Raw genomic sequence first — 20,663 nt, 5'->3', positions numbered from 1 at the left:
CACGTGTCGAGGCTGCGCTCTACGGCGCCCCCCTCTGGCCTGCCGGCCATCTCCCCCTCAAGGGGGGAGATTAGATTTCGCGACTGCTTTCGCCAATTTTCAGCGCTGAAGAAGGAGCGCCGAAGCCAAAGCTGCCAATCTCCCCCCTTGAGGGGGAGATGGCCGGCAGGCCAGAGGGGGGTGCCTTGGCTCGGCATTTCGATCATTTCATTCACAGCAGCGCCTCCAGCAACCCAGCCGCCTTCTCCGGCCCGTTCTGCCCCTGCATCTGCGCCGATGTCTTGCCCAGCTTCGCCTTCATCTTCGGCTCAGTCAGGCAGGCCTCGATCTTCGCCACCAGCTCGGCATCGCTCCAGTCGTAACGTGGCATGCCGAAGCCGTGGCCGGTTTCCTCGACGCGGGTGGCGTTGTCGTGGCCGTCCCAGACATAGGGCATGATGATGGCCGGCTTGCCGAAATAGAGGCACTCGGTGAACGAGTTGTTGCCGCCATGGTGGATGACAGCATCGACCTGCGGGATGACCGAAGGCTGCGGGAACCAGCTCTCGATGATGACGTTGGCGGGCACGTCCGTGTACTGGTCCTTGTAGCCGCCGACATTGACCAGCGCCCGGTAGCGGGTCTTGCCCAATGTCGCGATGATGCGCTTCAGGAGATCGACATCGCCGGCGCCCAGGCTGCCGAAGGAAACATAGAGCAGCGGGCCGTCATTATTCTCAGCGAAAGTCGGCACCGTGTAGGGCTTTTCCTGGCGCACGCAGCCTTCGAGATACTGGAACTTTGCCGGATCGAGGGGATGGCGGCGCTTGAACTTTGCCGCCTCGGGATAGAGCAGCAGGTTGAGATGCGGCGAGGCCTCGAAGAACTGGCCGACCGGATAGGGCGCCTCCTTGTTGGCGGTGAGGAAGGCGTTGAAGTCGTCATGGATCGGCTCGATCACTGCGTTGAAATGGTCGCGGTAGCGCTGGTGGCCGGCATGGTCGTTCTCGCCGCAGCCGGAGAGATGCGGCGGGATATCCTCGTCCTCGATCTCGTTTTCCGAGCAGGAGATGACGCGCACCCACGGCTTGCCGAACTGCTTGATCGCCGGAAACAGGATGACGTTGTCGACGCAGATCACGTCCGGCTTGATGGCAGCGAGAACGCGCGGCAGATCCTTCTGCGCCCATTTGGCGCTGTCGACGATCGCCGTCCAGCAGTCCTTCACATAGTTGTCGACCTGATCGTAGGGCGATTTGCGGAAGTTCGGGATGTGGCCGTTGATGAAATCCTCCCAGAATTTCGCCATCTGCTCGGGCGGCATCGGTTCGGAGAGGTTCACCGGATGCGCCTCGAAGCCATAGCCCTTGTAGACATCGACGAAGCCGGGATCGGAGAGGAACACCGCTCTGTGGCCGCGCGACTCGACCGCCTGGGCGATGCCGACGGAATTGAGTGCCGGGCCGTAGGCGGCTTCGGGAAAAAACGCGATCGTCTTCTGCGCCATCAGGCTTCTCCTTCACTCTGCGAAAATTCTGACATCGGCGGCGTCCCAGCCGAGTTCGACCTGGTCGCCTGTCGAGACCGGCCGCCGGTCGGCGGCATCGGCGGTGACACGCACCAGGAACGGTTTGGGCGACAGGGGCGTGCGGACATGCAGCTGCAGGTCGAGCCCCTGATAGGCCAATGCCTCGATCGTGCCGGTGGTCCGATTGGCCGTCTCTTGCGACGGGAACAGCCGGATGCGCTCAGGCCGCACCGAGGCCACCGCCGATGTGCCTGATGTCAGCGTGGCGGGAACCTTGCCGGCGATCCGCGTGCCATTGGCCGCGAGCACGCCATCGGCGGTGGCCTTGCCGGGGACAAAATTCATCACGCCGATGAAGTCGGCGACGAAACGGTCGGCTGGATGCTCATAGATCGCATGCGGCGTGTCGCATTGCAGCAGCCTGCCGTCCTTGAGCACCGCCATGCGGTCGGCCATCACAAGCGATTCTTCCTGATCGTGGGTAACGATGACGAAGGTGATGCCGACTTCGTGCTGCAGGCGCTTCAGCTCCAGCTGCATGGCGCCGCGCAATTTCTTGTCGAGCGCGCCGAGCGGCTCGTCGAGCAGGAGCAGCCGGGGCCGCTTGACCAGCGCCCGGGCGAGCGCGACGCGCTGCTTCTGGCCGCCCGACAATTGCTCCGGCTTGCGGTCGGCGAAGGGAACGAGTTCGGTTGTCGCCAGGATGGCGTCGACGCGGGAGCGGATTTCACGAGCCGGCAAACGCTCCATTTCAAGACCATAGGACACGTTGGCCCGGACGCTCATATGCGGAAACAGTGCGTAGGACTGGAACATCAAATTGACCGGCCGCTTGTTGGGCGGCGTCCTGGCGATGTCGTGGCCGTCGAGCAGGATGCGGCCGTCGCTTGGCGTCTCGAAGCCGGCCAGCATGCGCAGCAGCGTGGTCTTGCCGCAGCCGGAGGGCCCGAGCAGAGCGAAAAACTCATTCTCCCTGATGTCGAGAGAGATGCCGTCGACCGCGGTGACGCGGCCAAAATTCTTCGACACATGATCGATGGCCAGCAGCGTGCGCGGTTCGCTCATTGGCCGATGATCCCACGATTGAGCCGCTGCGACAGGGTCAGCGCGGTGATCGAGACCGCCATGACGATGGTTGCCAGGGCATTGATCTCCGGCGTGATGCCGAAGCGGATCATCGCATAGATCTGCATCGGCAGCGTGGTCGAGGCGCGGCCGGCGCCTGATGTGAAGAAGGCGATGATGAACTCGTCGACCGACAGCGTGAAGGCAAGCAGCGCGCCGGCGATGACCGCCGGCAGAATGACCGGCAATGTCACCCGCCGGAAGGTGGTGAGCGCGGAGGCGCCCAGATCGGTGGAAGCCTCGACGATCGACCAGTCGAAGCTCTTCAGCCTGGCACGCACCACCGAACAGACGAAGGCGAGGTTGAAGACGACATGGGCGAGGATGATGGTGTGCAGCCCCATCGTCAGGTTGAGCATGGAGAAGAACGACAGCAGCGCGATCGCCAGCACGATGTCGGGAATGATCATCGGCGCGAAGATCAGCGCTTCGAGGCCCTTGCCATACTGCCGGCGCATCTCGATGCCGATCGCCAGCAGCGTGCCGAGCAGCGTGGCGATGGCCGTCGAGACCAGCGCCACGATCAGCGTGTTCAGCCCAGCGGAGAGGATGGCGGAATTGCCGGCCAGCGAGACATACCATTTCAGCGAAAAGCCCGACCATGCCGTCGGCAGGCCGCCTTCGTTGAAGGACAGCGCCACCAGCACGGCGATCGGGATGTAGAGAAAGGCGAAGACGAGGACGAGGATCGTCCGCATACCGAAAGTGCGGGCAGGTGACGGAGTCATGACTGCCCTCCGACAATTTGGGGCAAGGCGGGCGAACAGCGTCTTTCTCCCCGTTCACGGCGCTGCGATCGCATGTGTGAGGCCGAGGTTGTCGCCCTACGAATACCCCCACCCCTAACCCCTCCCCACAAGGGGGAGGGAGACTCGCGTAGGCGCTGATCTCGGCAAACTGCCGAAGTTCGACGCCAAGTATGGTGGACAAAGGCGCGCGGCAGCATTCCCTCCCCCTTGTGGGGAGGGTTAGGGTGGGGGTCCTTCTTCGCAAGAATCCATATGCGATTGCCCTGCAGTAAACGGGGAGAAGATGCCGGCAGGCAGATGAGGGGCAGCGCCAAACATTGCAGAAGCTGGCACCGCCCCTTATCCGCCCCTTCGGGGCACCTTCTCCCCGTAAACGGGGAGAAGGGAAGGATCGCGCCGCCCTCAGCCATTCGCGTCACCCCTTGATTGAGCCGCACGGCCCGAGGCGCGGTCGGCGGCGAGCGCTTGCGCCATCAGCACCAGCAGCATGATGGCGATCAGTGCCATGGCGAGCGCTGCGCCGAAAGGCCAGTCATTGGCGGTCAGGAATTGGTCGTAGACGAGATTGCCGATCATCTGGAAGCGGCCGCCGCCAAGCAGTGCCGGGGTGACGAAATTGCCGATCGACAGCACGAAGACGAAGACCGCGCCGGCGGCGATGCCGGGCACGGTCAGCGGCAGGATGACACGGCGAAAGGTGGTGATGGCCGACGCGCCGAGGTCGCGCGAGGCTTCGGCGAGTTCCGGGTTGAGCCGCGACAGCGGCGCGTAGCAGGCGAGGATGACGAAGGGCAGATAGTTGTAGACCAGGCCGGCGATGACCGCGCCTTCGGTATAGAGCATCGACGGCGGCTCGCCGGTGTAACCGAACCAGCGCAAGAGCTGGGTGATCAGGCCCTCGCGGTTGAGCAGCACGATCCAGGCATAGGTGCGGATCAGGTAGTTGGACCAGAACGGCAGCACGGCGAAGAACAGGAACACCGGCTGCAGCCGGCGGGGCGCGGCTGCGATCGCATAGGCGGCGGCATAGCCGATCACCACCGCGATCAGCGTTGCCGTGCCGGCGATGCGCGCCGAATTGAGGAAGATGCCGGCATAGAGCGGGTCGAACACCAGCCCGAAATTCTCCAGCGTGAAGGTGTATTCTATGCCGCCATAGATGCCGCGCCGGAAGAAGGCGAGCGCCAGCACCAGCGCGCATGGCACCACCATCAAGGCCGCGAGCCAGACCAGCGCCGGGGCCATTAGCAAGGAGGAGCGGGAGGGCGTGGGAAGCGTCACGTCGCACCCCCCTCTGGCCTGCCGGACCCGGCCCTTCGCTTTCGCTCCGGGCGCTCTTCGTTCGGAAAGCCAAGCAATTGGCTTCCCGTCCGCTGCGCGGACCACTCCTCGCCCCCCTCAAGGGGGGAGATCGGCAGTTCCAATGTCCCGCTCGCCCTCGAGCGTTGGAGATTGGCGAACGCGGTGCAACGTCCAATCTCCTCCCTTGAGGGGGAGATGGCCGGCAGGCCAGAGGGGGGCGCGACGGAACGCAAGCTTGATTCCAAGATTCCGGAACTGCCGCTTACTGCGCCGCCTTGATTTCGCTGACGATCTTCGAATAGTCGCGCTGGGCGTCGCCGACGTCGCGCAGTTGCTCGAACTTGACGAGGTCTGCCACCGGCATCGCCATGTTGGGGAATTTGGCCAGGAAATCGGCCGGCAGGCTGTCCATGGCCGGCTTGTTCGGCACCTTGTAGTCGATGTTCTGCGCCGCCCAGGCATGGTTCTTGGCGTCGAGCATGAAGTTGATGAACTGGAAGGCGGCGTCCTTGCTGGCGGAAGCCTTCATCACCACCATCGTGTCGACCCACAGGTCCGAGCCTTCCCGCGGGATGACGTATTTGATCTCGGGCTTTTCGGCGATGCCGTAATTGCACCAGCCGTCCCATGCCTGCACCATCAGCGCCTCGCCGGAAACCAGCTTCGAATAGAAAGTGGTGTCGTCATAGGCGAGCAGGGTTTTCTTGGCCGAGATCAGCAGGTCCTTAACCTCGGCCATCTTGGCCGGGTCGGTCTCGTTGACCGAAAAACCCTTGTCGAGCTGGCCGGCGGCCAGCAGCCAGCGATCGGTCGCCAGCATGGTGGTCTTGCCCTTCAGGTCATCGGAGGGACTGAGCAGATCGCTCCAGCTCGTCGGTGCCGCCTTCATCAGGTCGGAGCGGTAGCAGAGGCCTGTCGTGCCCCAGGTGTAGGGCACGGAGAAAGTGTTGCCGACATCGTGCGGCAGCTTGGTCGCTTCCGGGTAGAGGTTGGCGAGATTGGGGATCTTGGCATGGTCGATCGGCTCGGTCAGGCCGAGCTTGCTCAGCACTTCGGCGAAGGGCGAGGAGACGAAGACCACGTCATAGCCCTTGCCGCCGGCGGCGATCAGCTTGCCCATGATCTCTTCATTGGTGGCGTGCACCACCACTTCGCCGGAAACGCCGGTCGCGGTCTTGAAGGCGGCCATGGCGTCGGGCGCCATGTAGCCGTCCCAGTTGGAAATGACGAGGTCGGCGGCGGCCGCCGGTGCGGCCAGCGCCAAAGCCAGGCCGAGTGCGATTGACGGCATCTTCAGGCAGCGGTGCCGCAGGAAGGTCGTGGCGGTCATGACAGGGTTCCCATTCTGGTTGATCGTCGAATTCATTCGCCGGCCGCGACCCATGCCGCCGCCCCGATCCTGTTCCCTCGGTCTTTTGTTGCCGATTGTCCTGACAGTACTATTGCGGAAAAAAGTACGTCAATCCATAATTTGCCAAACGACCGAGGAATCTGGCCGATTGCGTCCGCGCTGGCGATCGGTCAAATCAATGCGGTCACGTCCGCTCACGAGATTGGTCATGCAAGCCGCAGCCCGACGACCTCGCACCAACCACCTCGACCTGGCGCAGCGCATCCTGGATGTGGCGCGGCAGCGCGGCTTCGAGCCCGGCGCGCGCCTGCCCGAGCAGCAGATCGCCTCGCTGTGCAATGTTTCACGCACGCCGGTGCGGGCGGCGCTCAGCCTGCTCGCGGAACAGGGCGTCGTGCGCTGGGAGGCGGCATCGGGCTATCACCTGGCCATCGACCTCACCGCGCAGGCGACCGTTGCCACGGAACTGCCCGTAACCGAGGAGGATGAACTGGCCGAAGCGATCCTGCGCGACCGGTCGGCGCGACGGCTGGACCAGACGGTGACCGCCGCGGGACTGATGCGGCGGTACAGTGCTGATCGTAAGACGGTACTAAAAGCGCTTAACAAACTGACGGAAGAGAATCTGCTGGACCGCGCGCCGGGGCAATCCTGGCTGTTCCGCCGCGCGCCTGACGACCCTGAGGCGCAAGGTGAAAGCTATGAGTATCGCCTGCTGCTCGAGCCCGCCGCCATCCTGACGTCTGGCTTCCGGCTAGACGGCGCGCGCGCCGCGACCTTGCGCCAGAGCATGGAAGCGCTGTCGGCGCTGCCGGACGCCGCCTTCGACACGCGCGAGTTCCAGCGGATCGACATCGATTTCCACGGCATGCTGGCCGAGGGTTGCGCCAACCGCTTCATTGCCGATGCACTGGCCGATCACCTCAGGCTGCGCCGGCTGCCCGGCATCTATGCCGGCGTCAACGTCTTCCGGCTGAAGCAATCGCTGCGCGAACACCTTGTTATACTCGACCATCTTGAAAGCCGGCAGTATGAGGTGGCGGCCGATCTGCTTCGCGTTCACTTGCGACTCTCCCGCAGCCAGCGACCGCAGGCGGCCAGTCGCGGGGCCCCCGCCCTGTTCGGCATGATCAGCCGGCCGGAATGACGAGGATTAATTGACGCGTAAAGCCAGCCCGACCATCGCGCTGTTTCCCGAAGCGAGTTTCGGCGCGGCGTTGAATTGCGTCGGCATCGCGCAGGCGTTGCGCGCGAAAGGCGCCCGGCCCGTCTTCATCTGCCATGCCGGCTTTTCCGGCGTCTTTGCCGACTATGGTTTTCAGGAATACCAGCTGCCGACCGACGAGCCGCTGACCGACAGCGAGCGGCAGAGCTACTGGCAGGCCTTCGTGCGCCGCCACTTGCCGCATTTCAGGCTGAGCCCGATCGACCAGCTTGAAACCTATGTCGCGCCGACCTGGCAAGCCATCGTCGACACCGCCGTCAATGCCGAGGCGCCGCTGCGCCAATTGCTGGCGCGGTTGAAGCCGGATGCGGTGGTGCTCGACAATGTCATCATGTTTCCGGCCGTGGCTGCCGCCGGCTGTCCGTGGGTGCGCGTCGTCTCCTGCGCCGAGACCGAGCTTCCGGACGCGCAAGTGCCGCCCTATTTGTCGGGGCTTGGCACTGACGACCCGCAACGCGCGGCGTTCGAGGCCCGCTATGTCAGGGCCTCGGCTCCGGCGCATGACCGCTTCAACCGCTTCCGGGTGGATGCCGGCCTGGCGCCGCTGCCGAAAGGCCTGTTCCTCGAGACCTCGCCCGACCTCAATTTGCTGCTGACGCCGACGATCGTGCGCCGCGAGCGCGCCGAGCCGCTCGACCCGGCCCGCTTCGTCTATCTCGAAGGCTGCGTGCGTTCGGAAGGGCCGTTCGAGGTGCCGGTGTTCCCGCGCAATGACGGACCGCTGGTCTATCTCAGCTTCGGCAGTCTCGGCGCCATGGATGTCGGGCTGATCGAGCGCATGCTCTCCGTGTTCGACAGGCTGCCGGCGCGGTTCATCGTCAATGCCGGCGGCTTGCGCGACGCCTATCGCGCGGTGCCGGACAATGTCTATCTCGATGCCTGGTTTCCGCAGCCCTCGGTGGTGGCGAAGTCCGACCTGTTCATCCACCACGGCGGCAACAACAGCTTTTGCGAAGCGCTGCGCTTCGGCGTGCCGTCGCTGATCATGCCCTATTGCTGGGACGGACATGACAATGCACGACGCGCCGAGGAGACCGGCGTCGGCAACCATATCGGCCGCGACGCCTGGACCGAAGGAGTATTGGAGAGAGCCATTCTCGGCCTGCTGGCCGATGACGCCATGCACGCCCGCCTCAGGGACAATGCAGCCCAAATGGCGCTGACGCCTGGAACGGACGTGGCCGCGCAAGCCATACTTTCTCTGATACGGACATGAACGAAATGACTGACAAGAACACGAACACTCCGCTCCTCGACAACAGCGATCCCAGGGCCTGGCTGGCGCAGCACGGCATCAACGAGGTCGAGTGCCTGGTGCCCGACATGAACGGCGTGCTGCGCGGCAAGGCCTTGCCGGCGGCCAAGTTCCTCAAGGCGCTGGAAGACCGCGCGCTCTATCTGCCGAGCAGCGCTTTCCTGGTCAGCATCGACGGCCGCTATACCGGCTCGATCGACGAGGGTTTTGCCTATGCGGACCCGGACATGCGCATGGTGCCGGATGTTTCGACGCTCTGCCTGGCGCCCGGCGCCGGCGCGGGCAAGGCCTATGTCTTCGCCGATGCATACCACATGGACGGCCGGCCATGGATGGCCTCGCCGCGCCATGTCTTGCGGGCGGTGCTCGATCTCTACCGCCAGCGCGGCTGGCGGGCGGTGGTGGCGCCGGAGCTCGAATTCTATCTGACCGCACCCAATCCCGATCCCGACCGGCCGCTGACCGCACCGGTCGGCGGCAATGGCCGCACTGAAACTGTGCAGCATCCCTATGACATGGCCGCACTCGAGGAATTCGAGCCGGTGATCCGCCGCATCTATGATTATGCGGCGGCGTCCGGGCTGCCACTCGACACGCTGATCCATGAATCGGGCACGGCGCAGCTGGAGATCAATTTCCTGCATGGCGATGCGCTGCCGCTGGCCGACAAGGTGCTGCTGTTCAAGCGGTTGACGCGCCAGGCCGCGCAGCAGAGCGGCATGCACGCCACCTTCATGGCCAAGCCGATCGCGGCACAGGCCGGAAGCTCGATGCATCTGCACATGTCGGTCGTCGACGAGGCCGGCAAGACGCTGTTTGCCGGCAGCGATGATGCCGACACCGAGATGTTCGGCCATTTCATCGGCGGGCTGCAGAAATATGTCCCCGAGATCATGCCGCTGTTTGCGCCCAACGTAAACTCGTTCCGCCGCATCCGGCCGAACCACAGCGCGCCGGCCAACATCGAATGGTCGCACGACAACCGCTCCTGCGGCCTGCGCGTGCCGGCCGGCGGCCGCGCCGCGCGGCGGGTCGAGAACCGCTTGCCCGGCGCTGATTCCAATCCCTATCTGGCGATCGCCGGCTCGCTTCTGGCAGGCTATCTCGGCGTCGAACAGAAGCTGGCGCGGTCGGCCGAGGCGTCCGGCAATGCCTACAGGATCAAGAGCACGCTGCCGAGAACCATGGAGGAGGCGCTGGATCGTTTCACCGCTTGCGATCCGGTGCGGGCGCTGCTCGGCGAGGACTTCTTCCAGACCTATCTGCGCGTCAAGAGCGTCGAACTCGACCTGTTCCAGGGCGTGGTGACGAGCTGGGAACGCGACCATTTGTTGCTGAAGGTGTGATGATGGCCTTCAATTCCGGTTTGGATATCGGCAAATCCTACTATGTCGCGACGGCAAATCCGTCGCCGGACCATCCTGCTTTGCAGGGCGATGTCGACGCCGACCTGGTTGTGGTCGGCGGCGGCTGCACCGGCCTGTCCGCCGCCCTTCACGCCGCCGAGCGTGGGTTGAAGGTGGTGCTGCTCGAAGGCGGCAAGATCGGCTGGGGCGCATCGGGCCGCAATGGCGGCCAGATAATCCCCGGCCTGCGCAAGGGCGCCAAGGGCCTGCTCAAGCTCTACGGGCCCGAGCGGGCAAAGGCGCTGTTCGATCTCGCCTTCGAGGCGCGCGGGCTGGTGCTCGACATCATCGAGCGCCACGCCATTGACTGCGACCTCAGGCTGACCGGTCATCTGGTCGGCGCGGTCAACGGCTCCGATCTCAGAGACCTCGAGGAAGAGGCCGAGTGCCTGGCGACTGTGATGAAGTTCCCGCACGCCGAAATCCTGTCGGCGGCGGACGCGCGCGGCAAGGTCGACACCGCCTATCACGGCGCGATGTACGAGCCGCTTGGCGGCCACATGCATCCGCTCAACTACACGCTCGGCCTTGCCCGCGCCGCGACAGCTGCCGGCGTCACCATCCACGAGAATTCGGTGGCCATGCGGCTGGAGCGCGAACCTTTCATCCGGGTCTCGACGGCCAAGGGGTCGGTCCGCGCAAAACATGTCGTGCTGGCGGGCGACGCGCTGCTCCATGGGCTCGAGCCGCGCGTCAACAGCCGCATCATGCCGGTCGGCAACTACATCGTTGCCACCGAGCCGCTGGAGGGCAAGCGCAATGTCATCCCAGCCAATGTCGCGGTGTCCGACACCCGCTTCGTCGTCAACTATTACCGGATGTCGGCGGATGGGCGCCTGCTGTTCGGCGGCGGCGAGCGCTACACGCCGTCGCCGCCGGCCGACATTGCCGGCTTCGTGCGGCCGCACATGGAAAAGACCTTTCCGCAACTTCAGGGCTGCCGCATCGATCATGCCTGGGGCGGGCTGGTGTCGGTGACGACGTCGCGGCTGCCGCATGTCGGGCACTATGGCGAGGTCTATTTCGCGCATGGCTATTCCGGCAAGGGCGTCATCCTGTCGACGCTGTCGGGCAAGCTGCTGGCCGAAGCGATCACCGGCGACAGTGCGCGGCTCGACCTGTTCTCGACACTCACGCCCATGCCCTTCCCCGGCGGCACGGCGCTGCGCGGCCCGCTCTATGTGCTCGGCATGCTGTGGTACGCGATGCGCGACCGCATCAAGCATTGAGGGAGCTTCAGCGCGGCGACGAAGCGCTGGCGATCCTTCACGCCCCCCTCTGTCCTGCCGGACATCTCCCCCTTGTGGGTACTCAAGGGGGGAGATCGGCAGCTTCGGTCTCGCCGCCTTTTCTTACAGTGCCGAAAATTGGCGACAGTCGAGGTGACAGCCGATCTCCCCCCTTGAGGGGGAGATGCCCGGTAGGGCAGAGGGGGGCGCTGTCCCGCCGACGTTGGGAAAGTTCGACGAGGCCCTCTACACCACAAAGAAATCCTCGATGCGCCGCTTGGCCTCGAGCAGCGCCGGCAGGATTTCCCGTTCCATCTCGGCGACGGTGAAGCGGGCGGATTGGGTCGAGACGTTGATGGCCGCGACGGTGCGGTCCGCTTTGTCGCGGATCGGCACGGCGATCGAGCGCAGGCCGAGTTCCAGTTCCTCGTCGACGATGGCAAAGCCGTCCGCCTTCGCCTTGCCGATGGCATCGGCCAGCAAACGCTTGTCGGTGATCGTCTTCGGTGATCGCCTCTCGATCGTTGCCTGGCCGAGAAATGCGTCCAATTCCCGGGGTGTCAGGCCGGCAAGCAGGATACGCCCCATCGAGGTGCAATGGGCCGGCAGCCTGGTGCCGATGTCGAGCGACACGCTGAGGATGCGACGGCCGGGAATACGGGCGACGTAGACGACATCCTCGCCCGACAGGATCGCCGCCGAGCAGGCCTCGTTCAACCGCGCCGCGACCTCGCGCATGATGGGGGCGGCGAAGCTCCACAGCGAGGCGCCGCCGAGCCAAGTGCGGGTGACAGTCAGCAGGCGCGGCGAGAGCGAGAACACGCGGCCGGCCTGGGTGGCGTAGCCGGTGGCGGTCAGCGTCAGCAGGAAGCGGCGGGCACCGGCGCGGGTCAGTCCCGCTTCCTCCGCCATTTCGGTCAGCGTCATGCCCGAGGGATGCCGGGCCAGGATCTCCATCACGGCAAGGCCGCGCTCGAGCGAGCCGACATGATCACGGGAAGCGGCCTCTTCGTCCATCTCATCTCCGTGCAGCGGCATCGTCGCCAGGATTGACTCAACGCCTTCATTCAGCATAAGAAGTATCACATACAGAACAAATGTTCGCAATACGAACTTTTTGAACCTGGAGCCGATGCGATGGTCAAGTTCCTGCCGCTCAGACAGGCTGTTGCGGAGAACCTGAACAATGGCGACGCCGTCGCCTTCGAGGGTTTTACCCATCTGATCCCGACGGCGGCGGCGCATGAGGCGATCCGCCAGGGGTTTCGCGACCTGACCCTGATCCGCATGACGCCGGACCTGATCTACGACCAGATGATCGGCATGGGCATGGCGAAGAAGATCGTCTTCTCCTATGTCGGCAATCCTGGCGTCGGGCTGTTGCGACGTGCTCGCGATGCGATCGAAAACGGCTTTCCGCGCTCGATCGAGATCGAGGAACACAGCCATGCCGGCATGGCCAATGCCTACGAGGCGGGCGCTGCCGGCCTGCCTTGCGCGGTGTTTCGCGGCTATCGTGGCGCCGGGCTGGCGGCTGTCAATCCGAACATCAAGTCGGTCACTTGCCCGTTCACCGGCGAGGTGCTGGCGGCCGTTCCCTCGATCCGGCCTGATGTCACCTTCATCCATGCGCAGAAGGCGGACCGCAAAGGCAATGTACTGGTCGAGGGCATCATCGGCATCCAGAAGGAAGCGGTGCTGGCGGCTCGCCGAGCGGTGGTGACGGTGGAGGAGGTGGTCGACAATTTCGACGATCTGCACCCCAACCTGACCGTGCTGCCGCGCTGGACGATCGCGGCGATATCGGTCGTGCCCGGCGGATCGCATCCGTCCTACGCGCATGGCTATTATGCGCGTGACAATGCGGCCTATCTGGAATGGGACGAGATCGCAGCCGACCGCGGAAAATTCCAGGCTTGGATGCAGGCGAACGTCCTTGAAAAGAGTGCCGGCGATTTCGCGGCCCGTGTCGAACATCTGAGGGAAGCGGCATGAGCGACGATCTGGGCTTCATCCCCAACGAGATGATGACGATCGCCGCCAGCCGCGCGCTGCGGAACAACGATGTCTGCTTCGTCGGCATCGGCGCGCCGTCGGCCGCCTGCAACGTCGCACGGCTGACGCATGCGCCCGATATTACCTTGATCTATGAGAGCGGCACGATCGGCACCGCACCTGATGTGCTGCCGCTGTCGATCGGCGATGGCGAATTGTGCGAAACCGCCGTCACCACCGTTGCGGTGCCGGAGATGTTCCGCTACTGGCTGCAGGGCGGCCGAATCTCGATCGGCTTCCTCGGCGCGGCGCAGCTCGACAAGTTCGGCAACATCAACACCACGGTCATCGGCGATTATTTTCATCCCAAAACAAGGTTGCCCGGCGGCGGCGGCGCGCCGGAGATCGCGGCATCGTCGAAGGAGATCTACATCACCATGGCGCAGACCAAGCGCGGCATGGTCGAGAAGATCGACTTCTTCACCTCCTTCGGCCATGGCGAGGGTGGCGACCATCGCCAGCGGCTTGGCATCGATACGGCTGGGCCGACGCTGCTGATCACCGACCTCGCCATCTGGAAGCCGGATCCGGTGAGCAAGGAATTCACGGTCGTGTCCTTGCATCCCGGCGTCACGCGCCAGCAGGTGCAGGAGACCTGTGGCTGGGTGGTAAAGTTCGCGGAGGCGCTTGACGAAACACCGGCGCCAAGCGAACTCGAACTGACGACATTGCGCGACCTGCAGGCCCGCACCAAGGCGGCGCATGAGGGAACCGGAAAAGCAAAGGCTGCATGACATGGCCGAGGCCTATATCTGCGACTACATCCGCACGCCGATCGGCCGTTTCGGCGGTTCGCTGTCCTCGGTGCGTGCCGATGATCTCGGCGCGATACCCCTGAGGGCGCTGGTCGAGCGCAACCCCGGCGTCGACTGGCAAGCGGTTGACGATGTCGTCTATGGCTGCGCCAACCAGGCCGGCGAGGACAACCGCAATGTGGCGCGCATGGCGCTGCTGCTGGCCGGCCTGCCCACGGAGATTCCGGGCTCGACCGTCAATCGCCTGTGCGGCTCGGGCATGGATGCGCTGACCATCGCCGCGCGCGCCATCAAGGCAGGGGAAGCGGAGCTGATGATCGCCGGCGGCGTCGAATCGATGAGCCGCGCGCCCTTCGTCATGCCCAAGGCCGACACGGCGTTTTCGCGCAATGCCGAGATTTACGACACCACCATCGGCTGGCGTTTCGTCAACCCGCTGATGAAGAAGCAGTATGGCGTCGATTCGATGCCGGAAACCGGCGAGAACGTTGCCGAGGATTTTTCGGTGTCGCGCGCCGACCAGGATGCCTTTGCCGTGCGCAGCCAGGACAAGGCTGTCGCCGCGCAAGCCAATGGCCGGCTGGCCAGGGAAATCACCCCAGTGACCATTCCGCAGCGCAAGGGCGATGCGGTTGTCGTCTCAAAGGACGAGCATCCCCGCGCCGGCACCACAGTCGAGGCGCTGGCCAAATTGCCGACGCCGTTCCGGCAAGGCGGCACGGTGACGGCCGGCAATGCCTCCGGCGTCAATGACGGGGCGGCAGCACTGATCGTTGCCTCGGAGGCGGCGGTGAAGACATACGGCCTGACGCCGATCGCCCGTATCCTTGGTGGTGCTGCCGCCGGTGTGGCGCCGCGCATCATGGGCATCGGCCCGGCGCCGGCGACGCAGAAACTGTGCGCGCGGCTCGGCCTCACACCCAAACAGTTCGATGTCATCGAGCTCAACGAAGCCTTTGCCTCGCAAGGCATCGCCGTGCTGCGCCAGCTCGGCATTGCCGAGGATGCGGAGCATGTCAACCCGAATGGCGGCGCCATCGCGCTTGGTCATCCGCTCGGCATGTCGGGCGCCCGCATTTCCGGCACGGCGGCGCTGGAGCTTCGCGAACGCGGCGGCCGCTACGCGCTGGCCACCATGTGCATCGGCGTCGGCCAGGGCATCGCGCTCGCGCTCGAACGGGCCTGACCGGCAGCCTCTCCTGGCCGGCAAGATCGTGGTGGATCAGGCGGCTGATCAAATTTGACCATGTGGACAAAAGTCCGGACCCGTTCCATAGTTCCCAGTGCATGACCCCCGAAAATCGAGATCGATTTTCGGAAAGGATCATGCGCAGAACTAAGATGCTACAGCGTCCTTTGCGCGTCCGAGGGACGCGCGGCGCTGTAGGCTGATTTTTGGAACAGCCGGCTCGACACGGCTGTCAAACAGAGGGGCATGTAATGGATAGCCGGAAGAACAAATCCCGTTCAACGTACGAAGGGCTTTCGCGACGCAATGTGCTGGAGCTGGGCGCGCTTGGCCTGGCTGCGGCGATGCTGCCGGGTGCCGCCCTGGCCAAGGACAAGAAGCTGAAGGTGGCGGCGATCTTCGCCACGCCGATCGAGGAGCCATGGGACAACCAGATCCATGTCGCTCTGCAGAAGGCCGAGAAGGAACTCGGCATCGAATACAAATGGTCGGAAAAGGTGCAGACCGCCGATTTCAGCCGCGTCATGCGCGAATATGCGCAAGGCGGCTACCAGCTCGTGCTGGGCGATGCCTTCGCCGCCGAGCGTGAATCGCGCCGCACCGCCAAGCAGTTTCCGGAGACAGCCTTCCTGTTCGGCTCCGGCGCCGGACCGGCGGAACCCAATTTCGGCGTCTTCGACAACTGGATCCACGAGCCGGCCTATCTCTCCGGCATGATCGCAGGCAAGATGTCGAAGTCGGGCACGGTCGGCGCCGTCGCGGCGATGGGCATTCCGGAAGTGAACCGGCTGGTCAACGCCTTCTTCGCCGGCGCCAAGGAGGTCAATCCCAACATCAAGAAGAAGGTCGCCTTCATCGGTTCGTTCTTCGATCCGCCCAAGGCGAAGGAAGCGGCCGTCGCGCAGATCGACGCCGGTGTCGACGTCATCTACGCCGAGCGTTTCGGCGTCATCGAAGCGGCGGTGGACAAGAAGATCTTCGCCATCTCCAACATGTCCGACCAGTCGAGCCTCGGCCCCGACACGGTCATCACCGGCCCGGTCTGGGACATGTATCCGACGGTCGAGCAGGCGATCAAGCTGGTCAAGGCCGGCGTCTTCACCGCGCAGGACTATGGCGATTTTTCGCGCATGGCCAAGGGCGGCTCGCATCTCGCGCCCTACCACAAGTTCGACAAGACGCTGCCCGCCGACGTCAAGGATCTGGTCGAGAAGAAGAAGGCCGAAATCCTCGAAGGCAATTTCCGCGTCGACGTCGACGAGAACACGCCGGTTTCGGATTGATAACTTGTTTTTGGGGGGCTGGTGCTTGAACACCCCCCTCTGTCCTGCCGGACATCTCCCCCTCAAGGAGGGAGATTGGCTGTCATCTCTACCGTCGAAAATCTCTAAGCTGGCAGGAAAAGTACCGACATAAGTGAAGGCTAATCTCCCCCCTTGAGGGGGAGATGGCCGGCAGGCCAGAGGGGGGTGCAGCGCATCCCTATCGGTCAAAGCCGAATCGTAAAGCCAATCCCGATCAGGAGCATCCTTGCCGACGCCCGCCCCACTCATCGAAATGCGCGGCATCACCAAGAGCTTTGGCACTGTCAAGGCGAACGAGGCCGTTGATCTCAGCGTAGCACCCGGCGAAATCCTCGGGCTACTGGGCGAGAACGGCGCCGGCAAGACGACGCTGATGAACGTGCTGTTCGGCGCCTATGCGCCCGACGCCGGCGAAATCCTCATCCAGGGCAAGCCGGTGCGGATCACCAGTTCGGCCGATGCGCTGGCCGCCGGTATCGGCATGGTGCACCAGCATTTCCATCTGGCGCCAAGGCTGACGGTGCTGGAAAACCTTTTGATCGGCATTCCCGGCAGATCGGGACGGATCGACCGCGCCGGCGGGCTGGCGCGGCTGGCGGAGATCGGCCGCCAGCATGGGCTGACGCTCGATCCCGACCTGCCGGTCTCGGCGCTGTCGGTCGGCGAGCAGCAGCGGCTTGAAATCGTCAAGGCGCTGTTTCGCGGCGCCAGGCTCTTGATCCTCGATGAGCCGACGGCGGTGCTGGCGCCAACAGAGGTCGACGGGCTGTTTTCGGCGTTGCGGTCGATGGCGGCGCAGGGCCTCGGCATCATCTTCATCTCGCATAAGCTCAACGAAGTGCGGGCGCTGACCCATCGCTGCACGGTGCTGCGGCACGGCCGCGTCGCCGGCCGGGTTGACGATCCCGCCAACACGACATCGGCCGCGATGGCAGAGTTGATGTGCGGCCACGAGATCGTGCCGCCGGCGAGGGGGCCCTCGACGCCCGGCGCGGCGGTGCTGACGCTCGACGGCATCTCGACATCGCAGCATTCCGGCACACCACTGCGCGACGTATCGCTTGCCGTCCGCGCCGGCGAGATCCTCGGCATTGCCGGCGTCTCGGGCAATGGCCAGCGCGCCCTGGCGGAAGTGATTTCCGGCGTGCGCGTGCCCGATGCCGGCCAGATGACGATCGCCGGCCAGAAAGTGTCGCGGTTTTCGCCGCGCGAGGTGCAGGCGCTGGGTCTCGGCCGCATCCCGGAAGACCGCATGACGACGGGGCTCGTCACCAACCTGCCGCTCGCCGATTCGATGGTGCTGCCGCGCATCGGCACCGATGCCTTCAGCAGCAAGGGCCTGCTCAAGCCGGAGGCGATCCGCGCCTTCGCCGAGGCGCAGATCAAGGCCTATGACATACGCTGCCCCGGACCGATGACCCGAGCCGGGGCGCTGTCCGGCGGCAATCTCCAGAAGGCGCTGCTGGCGCGCGAGCTCGCCTTCGATCCGAAGGTGCTGATCGTGTCGCAGCCGACGCGCGGCCTCGACATCGGCGCTGCCCGTTTCATCCACGAAAAGTTCCTCGACATGCGTGCCAAGGGCTGCGGCATCGTCGTCATCGGCGAGGATCTCGAAGAGCTGCTGGTGCTCTGCGACTGCATCGCGGTGATGTATGAGGGCCGCATCGTCGGCACGCTCGTCAGCGCCGATGCGACGGTGGCACGGCTCGGCCTGATGATGACCGGGGCGGAGGGGAGGGCCTAGAGCAGATGGACTTTTTGGTAAGGCTGACCCCCACCCCTAACCCCTCCCCACAGGGGGGAGGGGAACGCTGCCGCGCGCCTTTGCTCATCCTTAGTGCCGAGACGTCTGCTATCTGCTGTGGTCCGCGCCTACGGGAGTCCCCCTCCCCCCTGTGGGGAGGGGTTAGGGGTTGGGGTCCTTCTTCGCAAGAAACGTTATGCTATGGGCTCGGTAGCGTGGGTCACAGCTGATGTTTCGCCTGGAAGTCCGCACCTCGACGCCCGCCTGGTTCAATCTCGCCTTGCCGCTGCTGGCGATCGGGGCGACGCTTGTCCTGTGCAGCGGCCTCATCGCGCTGGCCGGCGCCGGCGTCCTCGAGGCCTATGGCGTGATGTTCACGGCCTCGCTCGGCGACAGCTATGCGATCACCGAAACGATGGTGCGCGCCGCGCCGATGATCTTCACCGGGCTGGCGGTGGCCGTCGCCTTCCGGGCAAAGTTCTGGAACATCGGCGCCGAGGGGCAGTTGCTGGCCGGCGCGGTGGCCAGCTGCTTTGTCGGCGCGATCCCGATGCCGGGGCCACTCGCCATGTTCTTGATGGCGGTGGCTGGGGCCGCCGCCGGAGCTGCCGTTGCCCTGGTGCCGGCGACGCTGCGGGTGAAATTCAAGGTCGATGACGTGGTCAGCTCGCTGCTGCTCAACTCGGTCATCTACTATGCGCTGATGGCGCTGATCGAAGGGCCGTGGAAGGACAGTTTCAGCGGCTATCCGATCTCGCCGCCGATCGAGGATTCGGCCAACTTCCCGGTGCTGCTCGAAGGCACGCGGCTGCATCTCGGCGTCGTCGTGGCGCTGATCGCGGCACCATTGATCTGGTTCCTGATCGTGCGCACGACGCTCGGCTTCCGGATCAGGGTCACCGGCGAGAATCCCGAAGCCGCGCGCTATGGCGGCATCCATGTCGAGCGCGTGCTGATCTCGACCGCGCTGCTGTCCGGCGCGCTGGCCGGCCTGGCCGGGGTCGGCGAGGTCGGCGGCGTGCATTTCCAGGTGATGAGCGACATCTCGCCGGGCTATGGCTATTCCGGCATCGTCGTTGCCATGCTGGCGCGGCTGAACCCGCTCGGCGTCGTGCCAGCCGCGATCTTCCTCGCCGCGGTGATGACCGGCGCCGAGGCGATGTCGCGCGCCACCGGCGTGCCGGCCTTCCTCAGCGATGTCATCCAGGGCACCGCGCTGCTCGCCATGCTGGTGGCGCTGCTGTTCACCGCCTATCGCATCCGCCGTGTCGGAGCCATCCGATGAGCGCCGTGTTCGAACAGATCTTTCAGGTTGGCTTCCTCGCCGCCATCATCCGCATCGCCACGCCTTTGGCTTTCGCGACGCTCGGCGAAATGTTCTCCGAGCGCGCCGGCGTGCTCAATCTCGGTATCGAGGGCATCATGCTGCTCTCGGCGATGACCGGCTTCACCGCCACCAGCCTCAGCGGCAGCTTGTGGCTTGGGGTTCTGGCGGCCGTGCTGACCGGCATGCTGATGGGCGCGCTGCATGCGCTGTTCACGGTGGCACTCGGCCTCAGCCAGCATGTCTGCGGCATTGGTGTCACCCTGTTCTCGTCGGGCCTTGCCTATTTCCTCTACCGGCTGATCTTCGGCCAGCAGTCGGTGCCGCCTGCTATCAAGGGGTTCGAAACGCTGCCTATCCCGGTCCTCTCCAGCATTCCGGTGCTCGGGCCGGCGGTGTTCAATCAGTTTGCGCTGGTCTACATGGCGATCCTTGCCATTCCGCTGGCCGCCTTCGTGCTCTACCGCACGCCCTGGGGCCTGTCGGTGCGCATGGTCGGCGAAAACCCGCGCGCCGCCGACTCGGCCGGCGTCAGCGTCATCGCGACGCGCTTCCAGGCGGTCATTCTCGGCGGTGCGCTGATGGGGCTGGCCGGCGCCTTCCTGTCGATGGCGCAGTTCAACGCCTTCACCTTCGGCGTGGTGTCCGGCCGCGGCTGGGTGGCGATCGCGCTGGTCGTCTTCGGCCGTTGGGATCCATGGCGCTCGGCGGGCGCGGCGCTGCTGTTCGCCTTTGTCGATGCCTTGCAATTGCGCATGCAGGCGAGCGGGCTCGGGCACATCCCCTACGAGGCGTTCCTGATGCTGCCCTTCATCTTCACCATCGTTGCGATGGCGGTGATGTCGCGCAACGCGGTGGCGCCATCGGCGCTGCTCAAGCCGTTCCGCCGGGAAGAGCGATAGGCGCGGCTCGGCTTGAGTTCCTCGCCCCCGTGAAACGGGGGAGAGGTGGCCGCGAAGCGGTCGGAGAGGGGGCCGCCACGCTGGTGAGTTCCCTCCGAACGGAAGGCCGAGCCTTTCCCCCTCTCCGTCTCGGCTTCGCCGAGCCACCTCTCCCCCACTTCCGTGGGGGCGAGGAACCCGCATCCTTCAAGGCAGGCGCCAGTATGCCACCCGGGCCTGCGGTCCAATGCGTCGCCGGCTT

17 protein-coding genes are annotated in these 20,663 nt (G+C 64.9%); 11 read left to right on the top strand and 6 right to left on the bottom strand.

Annotated features, from left to right (window positions below; all coding sequences use genetic code 11):
• Window positions 1-211: 211 nt before the first annotated feature.
• The 5 genes from BPNPMPFG_RS20810 to BPNPMPFG_RS20790 all read right to left on the bottom strand — a co-directional run bounded on the left by BPNPMPFG_RS20810 (window position 212) and on the right by BPNPMPFG_RS20790 (window position 6,013).
• Window positions 212-1,486 carry a glycosyltransferase gene (locus tag BPNPMPFG_RS20810; RefSeq protein WP_258590552.1) on the bottom strand — a complete coding sequence of 425 codons (1,275 nt, stop codon included), beginning with the start codon at window positions 1,484-1,486 and terminating at the stop codon, window positions 212-214.
• 12 nt (window positions 1,487-1,498) lie between these two features.
• Window positions 1,499-2,572, bottom strand: a complete 1,074-nt coding sequence (locus BPNPMPFG_RS20805) for an ABC transporter ATP-binding protein (RefSeq protein ID WP_258590551.1) — start codon at window positions 2,570-2,572, stop codon at window positions 1,499-1,501.
• Window positions 2,569-3,360, bottom strand: coding sequence for an ABC transporter permease (locus tag BPNPMPFG_RS20800; RefSeq protein WP_258590550.1), 792 nt, complete (start codon window positions 3,358-3,360; stop codon window positions 2,569-2,571). Before BPNPMPFG_RS20800 ends, BPNPMPFG_RS20805 begins: the two co-directional genes overlap by 4 nt.
• A 423-nt stretch (window positions 3,361-3,783) precedes the next feature.
• Complete coding sequence (locus tag BPNPMPFG_RS20795; RefSeq protein ID WP_258596839.1) at window positions 3,784-4,626, bottom strand: ABC transporter permease; 843 nt, start codon at window positions 4,624-4,626, stop codon at window positions 3,784-3,786.
• Between the two features lie 319 nt (window positions 4,627-4,945).
• Window positions 4,946-6,013, bottom strand: a complete 1,068-nt coding sequence (locus BPNPMPFG_RS20790; RefSeq protein ID WP_258590549.1) for a polyamine ABC transporter substrate-binding protein — start codon at window positions 6,011-6,013, stop codon at window positions 4,946-4,948.
• 229 nt (window positions 6,014-6,242) lie between these two features.
• Between BPNPMPFG_RS20790 and BPNPMPFG_RS20785 the strand changes: the two genes are divergently transcribed.
• Genes BPNPMPFG_RS20785 through BPNPMPFG_RS20770 form a run of 4 tightly spaced genes read left to right on the top strand, consistent with a single transcriptional unit; the run spans window position 6,243 to window position 11,149 of the window.
• Window positions 6,243-7,181: a GntR family transcriptional regulator gene (locus BPNPMPFG_RS20785; RefSeq protein WP_258590548.1), complete on the top strand. Its 939-nt coding sequence runs from the start codon at window positions 6,243-6,245 to the stop codon at window positions 7,179-7,181.
• Window positions 7,182-7,191: 10 nt separating this feature from the next.
• A complete protein-coding gene (locus BPNPMPFG_RS20780) occupies window positions 7,192-8,475 on the top strand; it encodes a nucleotide disphospho-sugar-binding domain-containing protein (RefSeq protein WP_258590547.1) in 1,284 nt (427 codons plus the stop codon).
• 5 nt (window positions 8,476-8,480) lie between these two features.
• Window positions 8,481-9,860, top strand: coding sequence for a glutamine synthetase family protein (locus BPNPMPFG_RS20775; protein ID WP_319946001.1), 1,380 nt, complete (start codon window positions 8,481-8,483; stop codon window positions 9,858-9,860).
• Window positions 9,860-11,149, top strand: a complete 1,290-nt coding sequence (locus BPNPMPFG_RS20770) for an NAD(P)/FAD-dependent oxidoreductase (protein WP_413776792.1) — start codon at window positions 9,860-9,862, stop codon at window positions 11,147-11,149. The genes BPNPMPFG_RS20775 and BPNPMPFG_RS20770 overlap by 1 nt, the downstream gene beginning before the upstream one ends.
• Before the next feature lie 246 nt (window positions 11,150-11,395).
• Here the strand turns inward: BPNPMPFG_RS20770 and BPNPMPFG_RS20765 are convergent, their stop codons facing one another.
• Window positions 11,396-12,166, bottom strand: a complete 771-nt coding sequence (locus BPNPMPFG_RS20765) for an IclR family transcriptional regulator domain-containing protein (protein WP_258590545.1) — start codon at window positions 12,164-12,166, stop codon at window positions 11,396-11,398.
• Window positions 12,167-12,286: 120 nt separating this feature from the next.
• On the opposite strand from BPNPMPFG_RS20765, the gene BPNPMPFG_RS20760 reads away from it, so the two are divergent.
• The 7 genes from BPNPMPFG_RS20760 (at window position 12,287) to BPNPMPFG_RS20730 (ending at window position 20,422) form a co-directional block, all read left to right on the top strand.
• Window positions 12,287-13,144 (top strand): CoA transferase subunit A, encoded by an 858-nt coding sequence (locus BPNPMPFG_RS20760; protein ID WP_258590544.1) that lies wholly within the window; start codon window positions 12,287-12,289, stop codon window positions 13,142-13,144.
• Window positions 13,141-13,938 carry a CoA-transferase subunit beta gene (locus BPNPMPFG_RS20755; protein ID WP_258590543.1) on the top strand — a complete coding sequence of 266 codons (798 nt, stop codon included), beginning with the start codon at window positions 13,141-13,143 and terminating at the stop codon, window positions 13,936-13,938. Before BPNPMPFG_RS20760 ends, BPNPMPFG_RS20755 begins: the two co-directional genes overlap by 4 nt.
• Window position 13,939: 1 nt before the next feature.
• The gene (gene pcaF, locus BPNPMPFG_RS20750; protein WP_258596835.1) at window positions 13,940-15,145 is read left to right on the top strand and encodes a 3-oxoadipyl-CoA thiolase; all 1,206 of its coding nucleotides are present in this window, start codon (window positions 13,940-13,942) and stop codon (window positions 15,143-15,145) included.
• A 254-nt stretch (window positions 15,146-15,399) separates the two neighbouring features.
• Window positions 15,400-16,431 (top strand): BMP family protein, encoded by a 1,032-nt coding sequence (locus BPNPMPFG_RS20745; protein ID WP_258590542.1) that lies wholly within the window; start codon window positions 15,400-15,402, stop codon window positions 16,429-16,431.
• Between the two features lie 274 nt (window positions 16,432-16,705).
• Window positions 16,706-18,196: an ABC transporter ATP-binding protein gene (locus BPNPMPFG_RS20740; protein ID WP_258596833.1), complete on the top strand. Its 1,491-nt coding sequence runs from the start codon at window positions 16,706-16,708 to the stop codon at window positions 18,194-18,196.
• 229 nt (window positions 18,197-18,425) lie between these two features.
• Window positions 18,426-19,481 carry an ABC transporter permease gene (locus BPNPMPFG_RS20735; RefSeq protein WP_258590541.1) on the top strand — a complete coding sequence of 352 codons (1,056 nt, stop codon included), beginning with the start codon at window positions 18,426-18,428 and terminating at the stop codon, window positions 19,479-19,481.
• A complete protein-coding gene (locus BPNPMPFG_RS20730; RefSeq protein ID WP_258590540.1) occupies window positions 19,478-20,422 on the top strand; it encodes an ABC transporter permease in 945 nt (314 codons plus the stop codon). The genes BPNPMPFG_RS20735 and BPNPMPFG_RS20730 overlap by 4 nt, the downstream gene beginning before the upstream one ends.
• The last annotated feature ends 241 nt before the right edge of the window (window positions 20,423-20,663 follow it).

It is taken from the genome of Mesorhizobium sp. AR07 (assembly GCF_024746815.1).
In the GTDB taxonomy this organism is placed as follows: domain Bacteria; phylum Pseudomonadota; class Alphaproteobacteria; order Rhizobiales; family Rhizobiaceae; genus Mesorhizobium.
This window is presented reverse-complemented; position numbering and strand designations above follow the sequence as displayed.

Excerpts from the sequence above, each read along its gene's own strand:
- BPNPMPFG_RS20770 (WP_413776792.1), top strand. The coding sequence starts at position 9,860 with ATGATGGCCTTCAATTCCGGTTTGGATATCGGCAAATCCTACTATGTC.
- BPNPMPFG_RS20805 (WP_258590551.1), bottom strand. The coding sequence starts at position 2,572 with ATGAGCGAACCGCGCACGCTGCTGGCCATCGATCATGTGTCGAAGAAT.
- BPNPMPFG_RS20755 (WP_258590543.1), top strand. The coding sequence starts at position 13,141 with ATGAGCGACGATCTGGGCTTCATCCCCAACGAGATGATGACGATCGCC.
- BPNPMPFG_RS20775 (WP_319946001.1), top strand. The coding sequence starts at position 8,481 with ATGACTGACAAGAACACGAACACTCCGCTCCTCGACAACAGCGATCCC.
- BPNPMPFG_RS20765 (WP_258590545.1), bottom strand. The coding sequence starts at position 12,166 with ATGGACGAAGAGGCCGCTTCCCGTGATCATGTCGGCTCGCTCGAGCGC.
- BPNPMPFG_RS20740 (WP_258596833.1), top strand. The coding sequence starts at position 16,706 with ATGCGCGGCATCACCAAGAGCTTTGGCACTGTCAAGGCGAACGAGGCC.
- BPNPMPFG_RS20800 (WP_258590550.1), bottom strand. The coding sequence starts at position 3,360 with ATGACTCCGTCACCTGCCCGCACTTTCGGTATGCGGACGATCCTCGTC.
- BPNPMPFG_RS20795 (WP_258596839.1), bottom strand. The coding sequence starts at position 4,626 with ATGGCCCCGGCGCTGGTCTGGCTCGCGGCCTTGATGGTGGTGCCATGC.
- pcaF (WP_258596835.1), top strand. The coding sequence starts at position 13,940 with ATGGCCGAGGCCTATATCTGCGACTACATCCGCACGCCGATCGGCCGT.
- BPNPMPFG_RS20730 (WP_258590540.1), top strand. The coding sequence starts at position 19,478 with ATGAGCGCCGTGTTCGAACAGATCTTTCAGGTTGGCTTCCTCGCCGCC.
- BPNPMPFG_RS20785 (WP_258590548.1), top strand. The coding sequence starts at position 6,243 with ATGCAAGCCGCAGCCCGACGACCTCGCACCAACCACCTCGACCTGGCG.
- BPNPMPFG_RS20790 (WP_258590549.1), bottom strand. The coding sequence starts at position 6,013 with ATGACCGCCACGACCTTCCTGCGGCACCGCTGCCTGAAGATGCCGTCA.
- BPNPMPFG_RS20745 (WP_258590542.1), top strand. The coding sequence starts at position 15,400 with ATGGATAGCCGGAAGAACAAATCCCGTTCAACGTACGAAGGGCTTTCG.
- BPNPMPFG_RS20810 (WP_258590552.1), bottom strand. The coding sequence starts at position 1,486 with ATGGCGCAGAAGACGATCGCGTTTTTTCCCGAAGCCGCCTACGGCCCG.
- BPNPMPFG_RS20735 (WP_258590541.1), top strand. The coding sequence starts at position 18,426 with ATGTTTCGCCTGGAAGTCCGCACCTCGACGCCCGCCTGGTTCAATCTC.
- BPNPMPFG_RS20760 (WP_258590544.1), top strand. The coding sequence starts at position 12,287 with ATGGTCAAGTTCCTGCCGCTCAGACAGGCTGTTGCGGAGAACCTGAAC.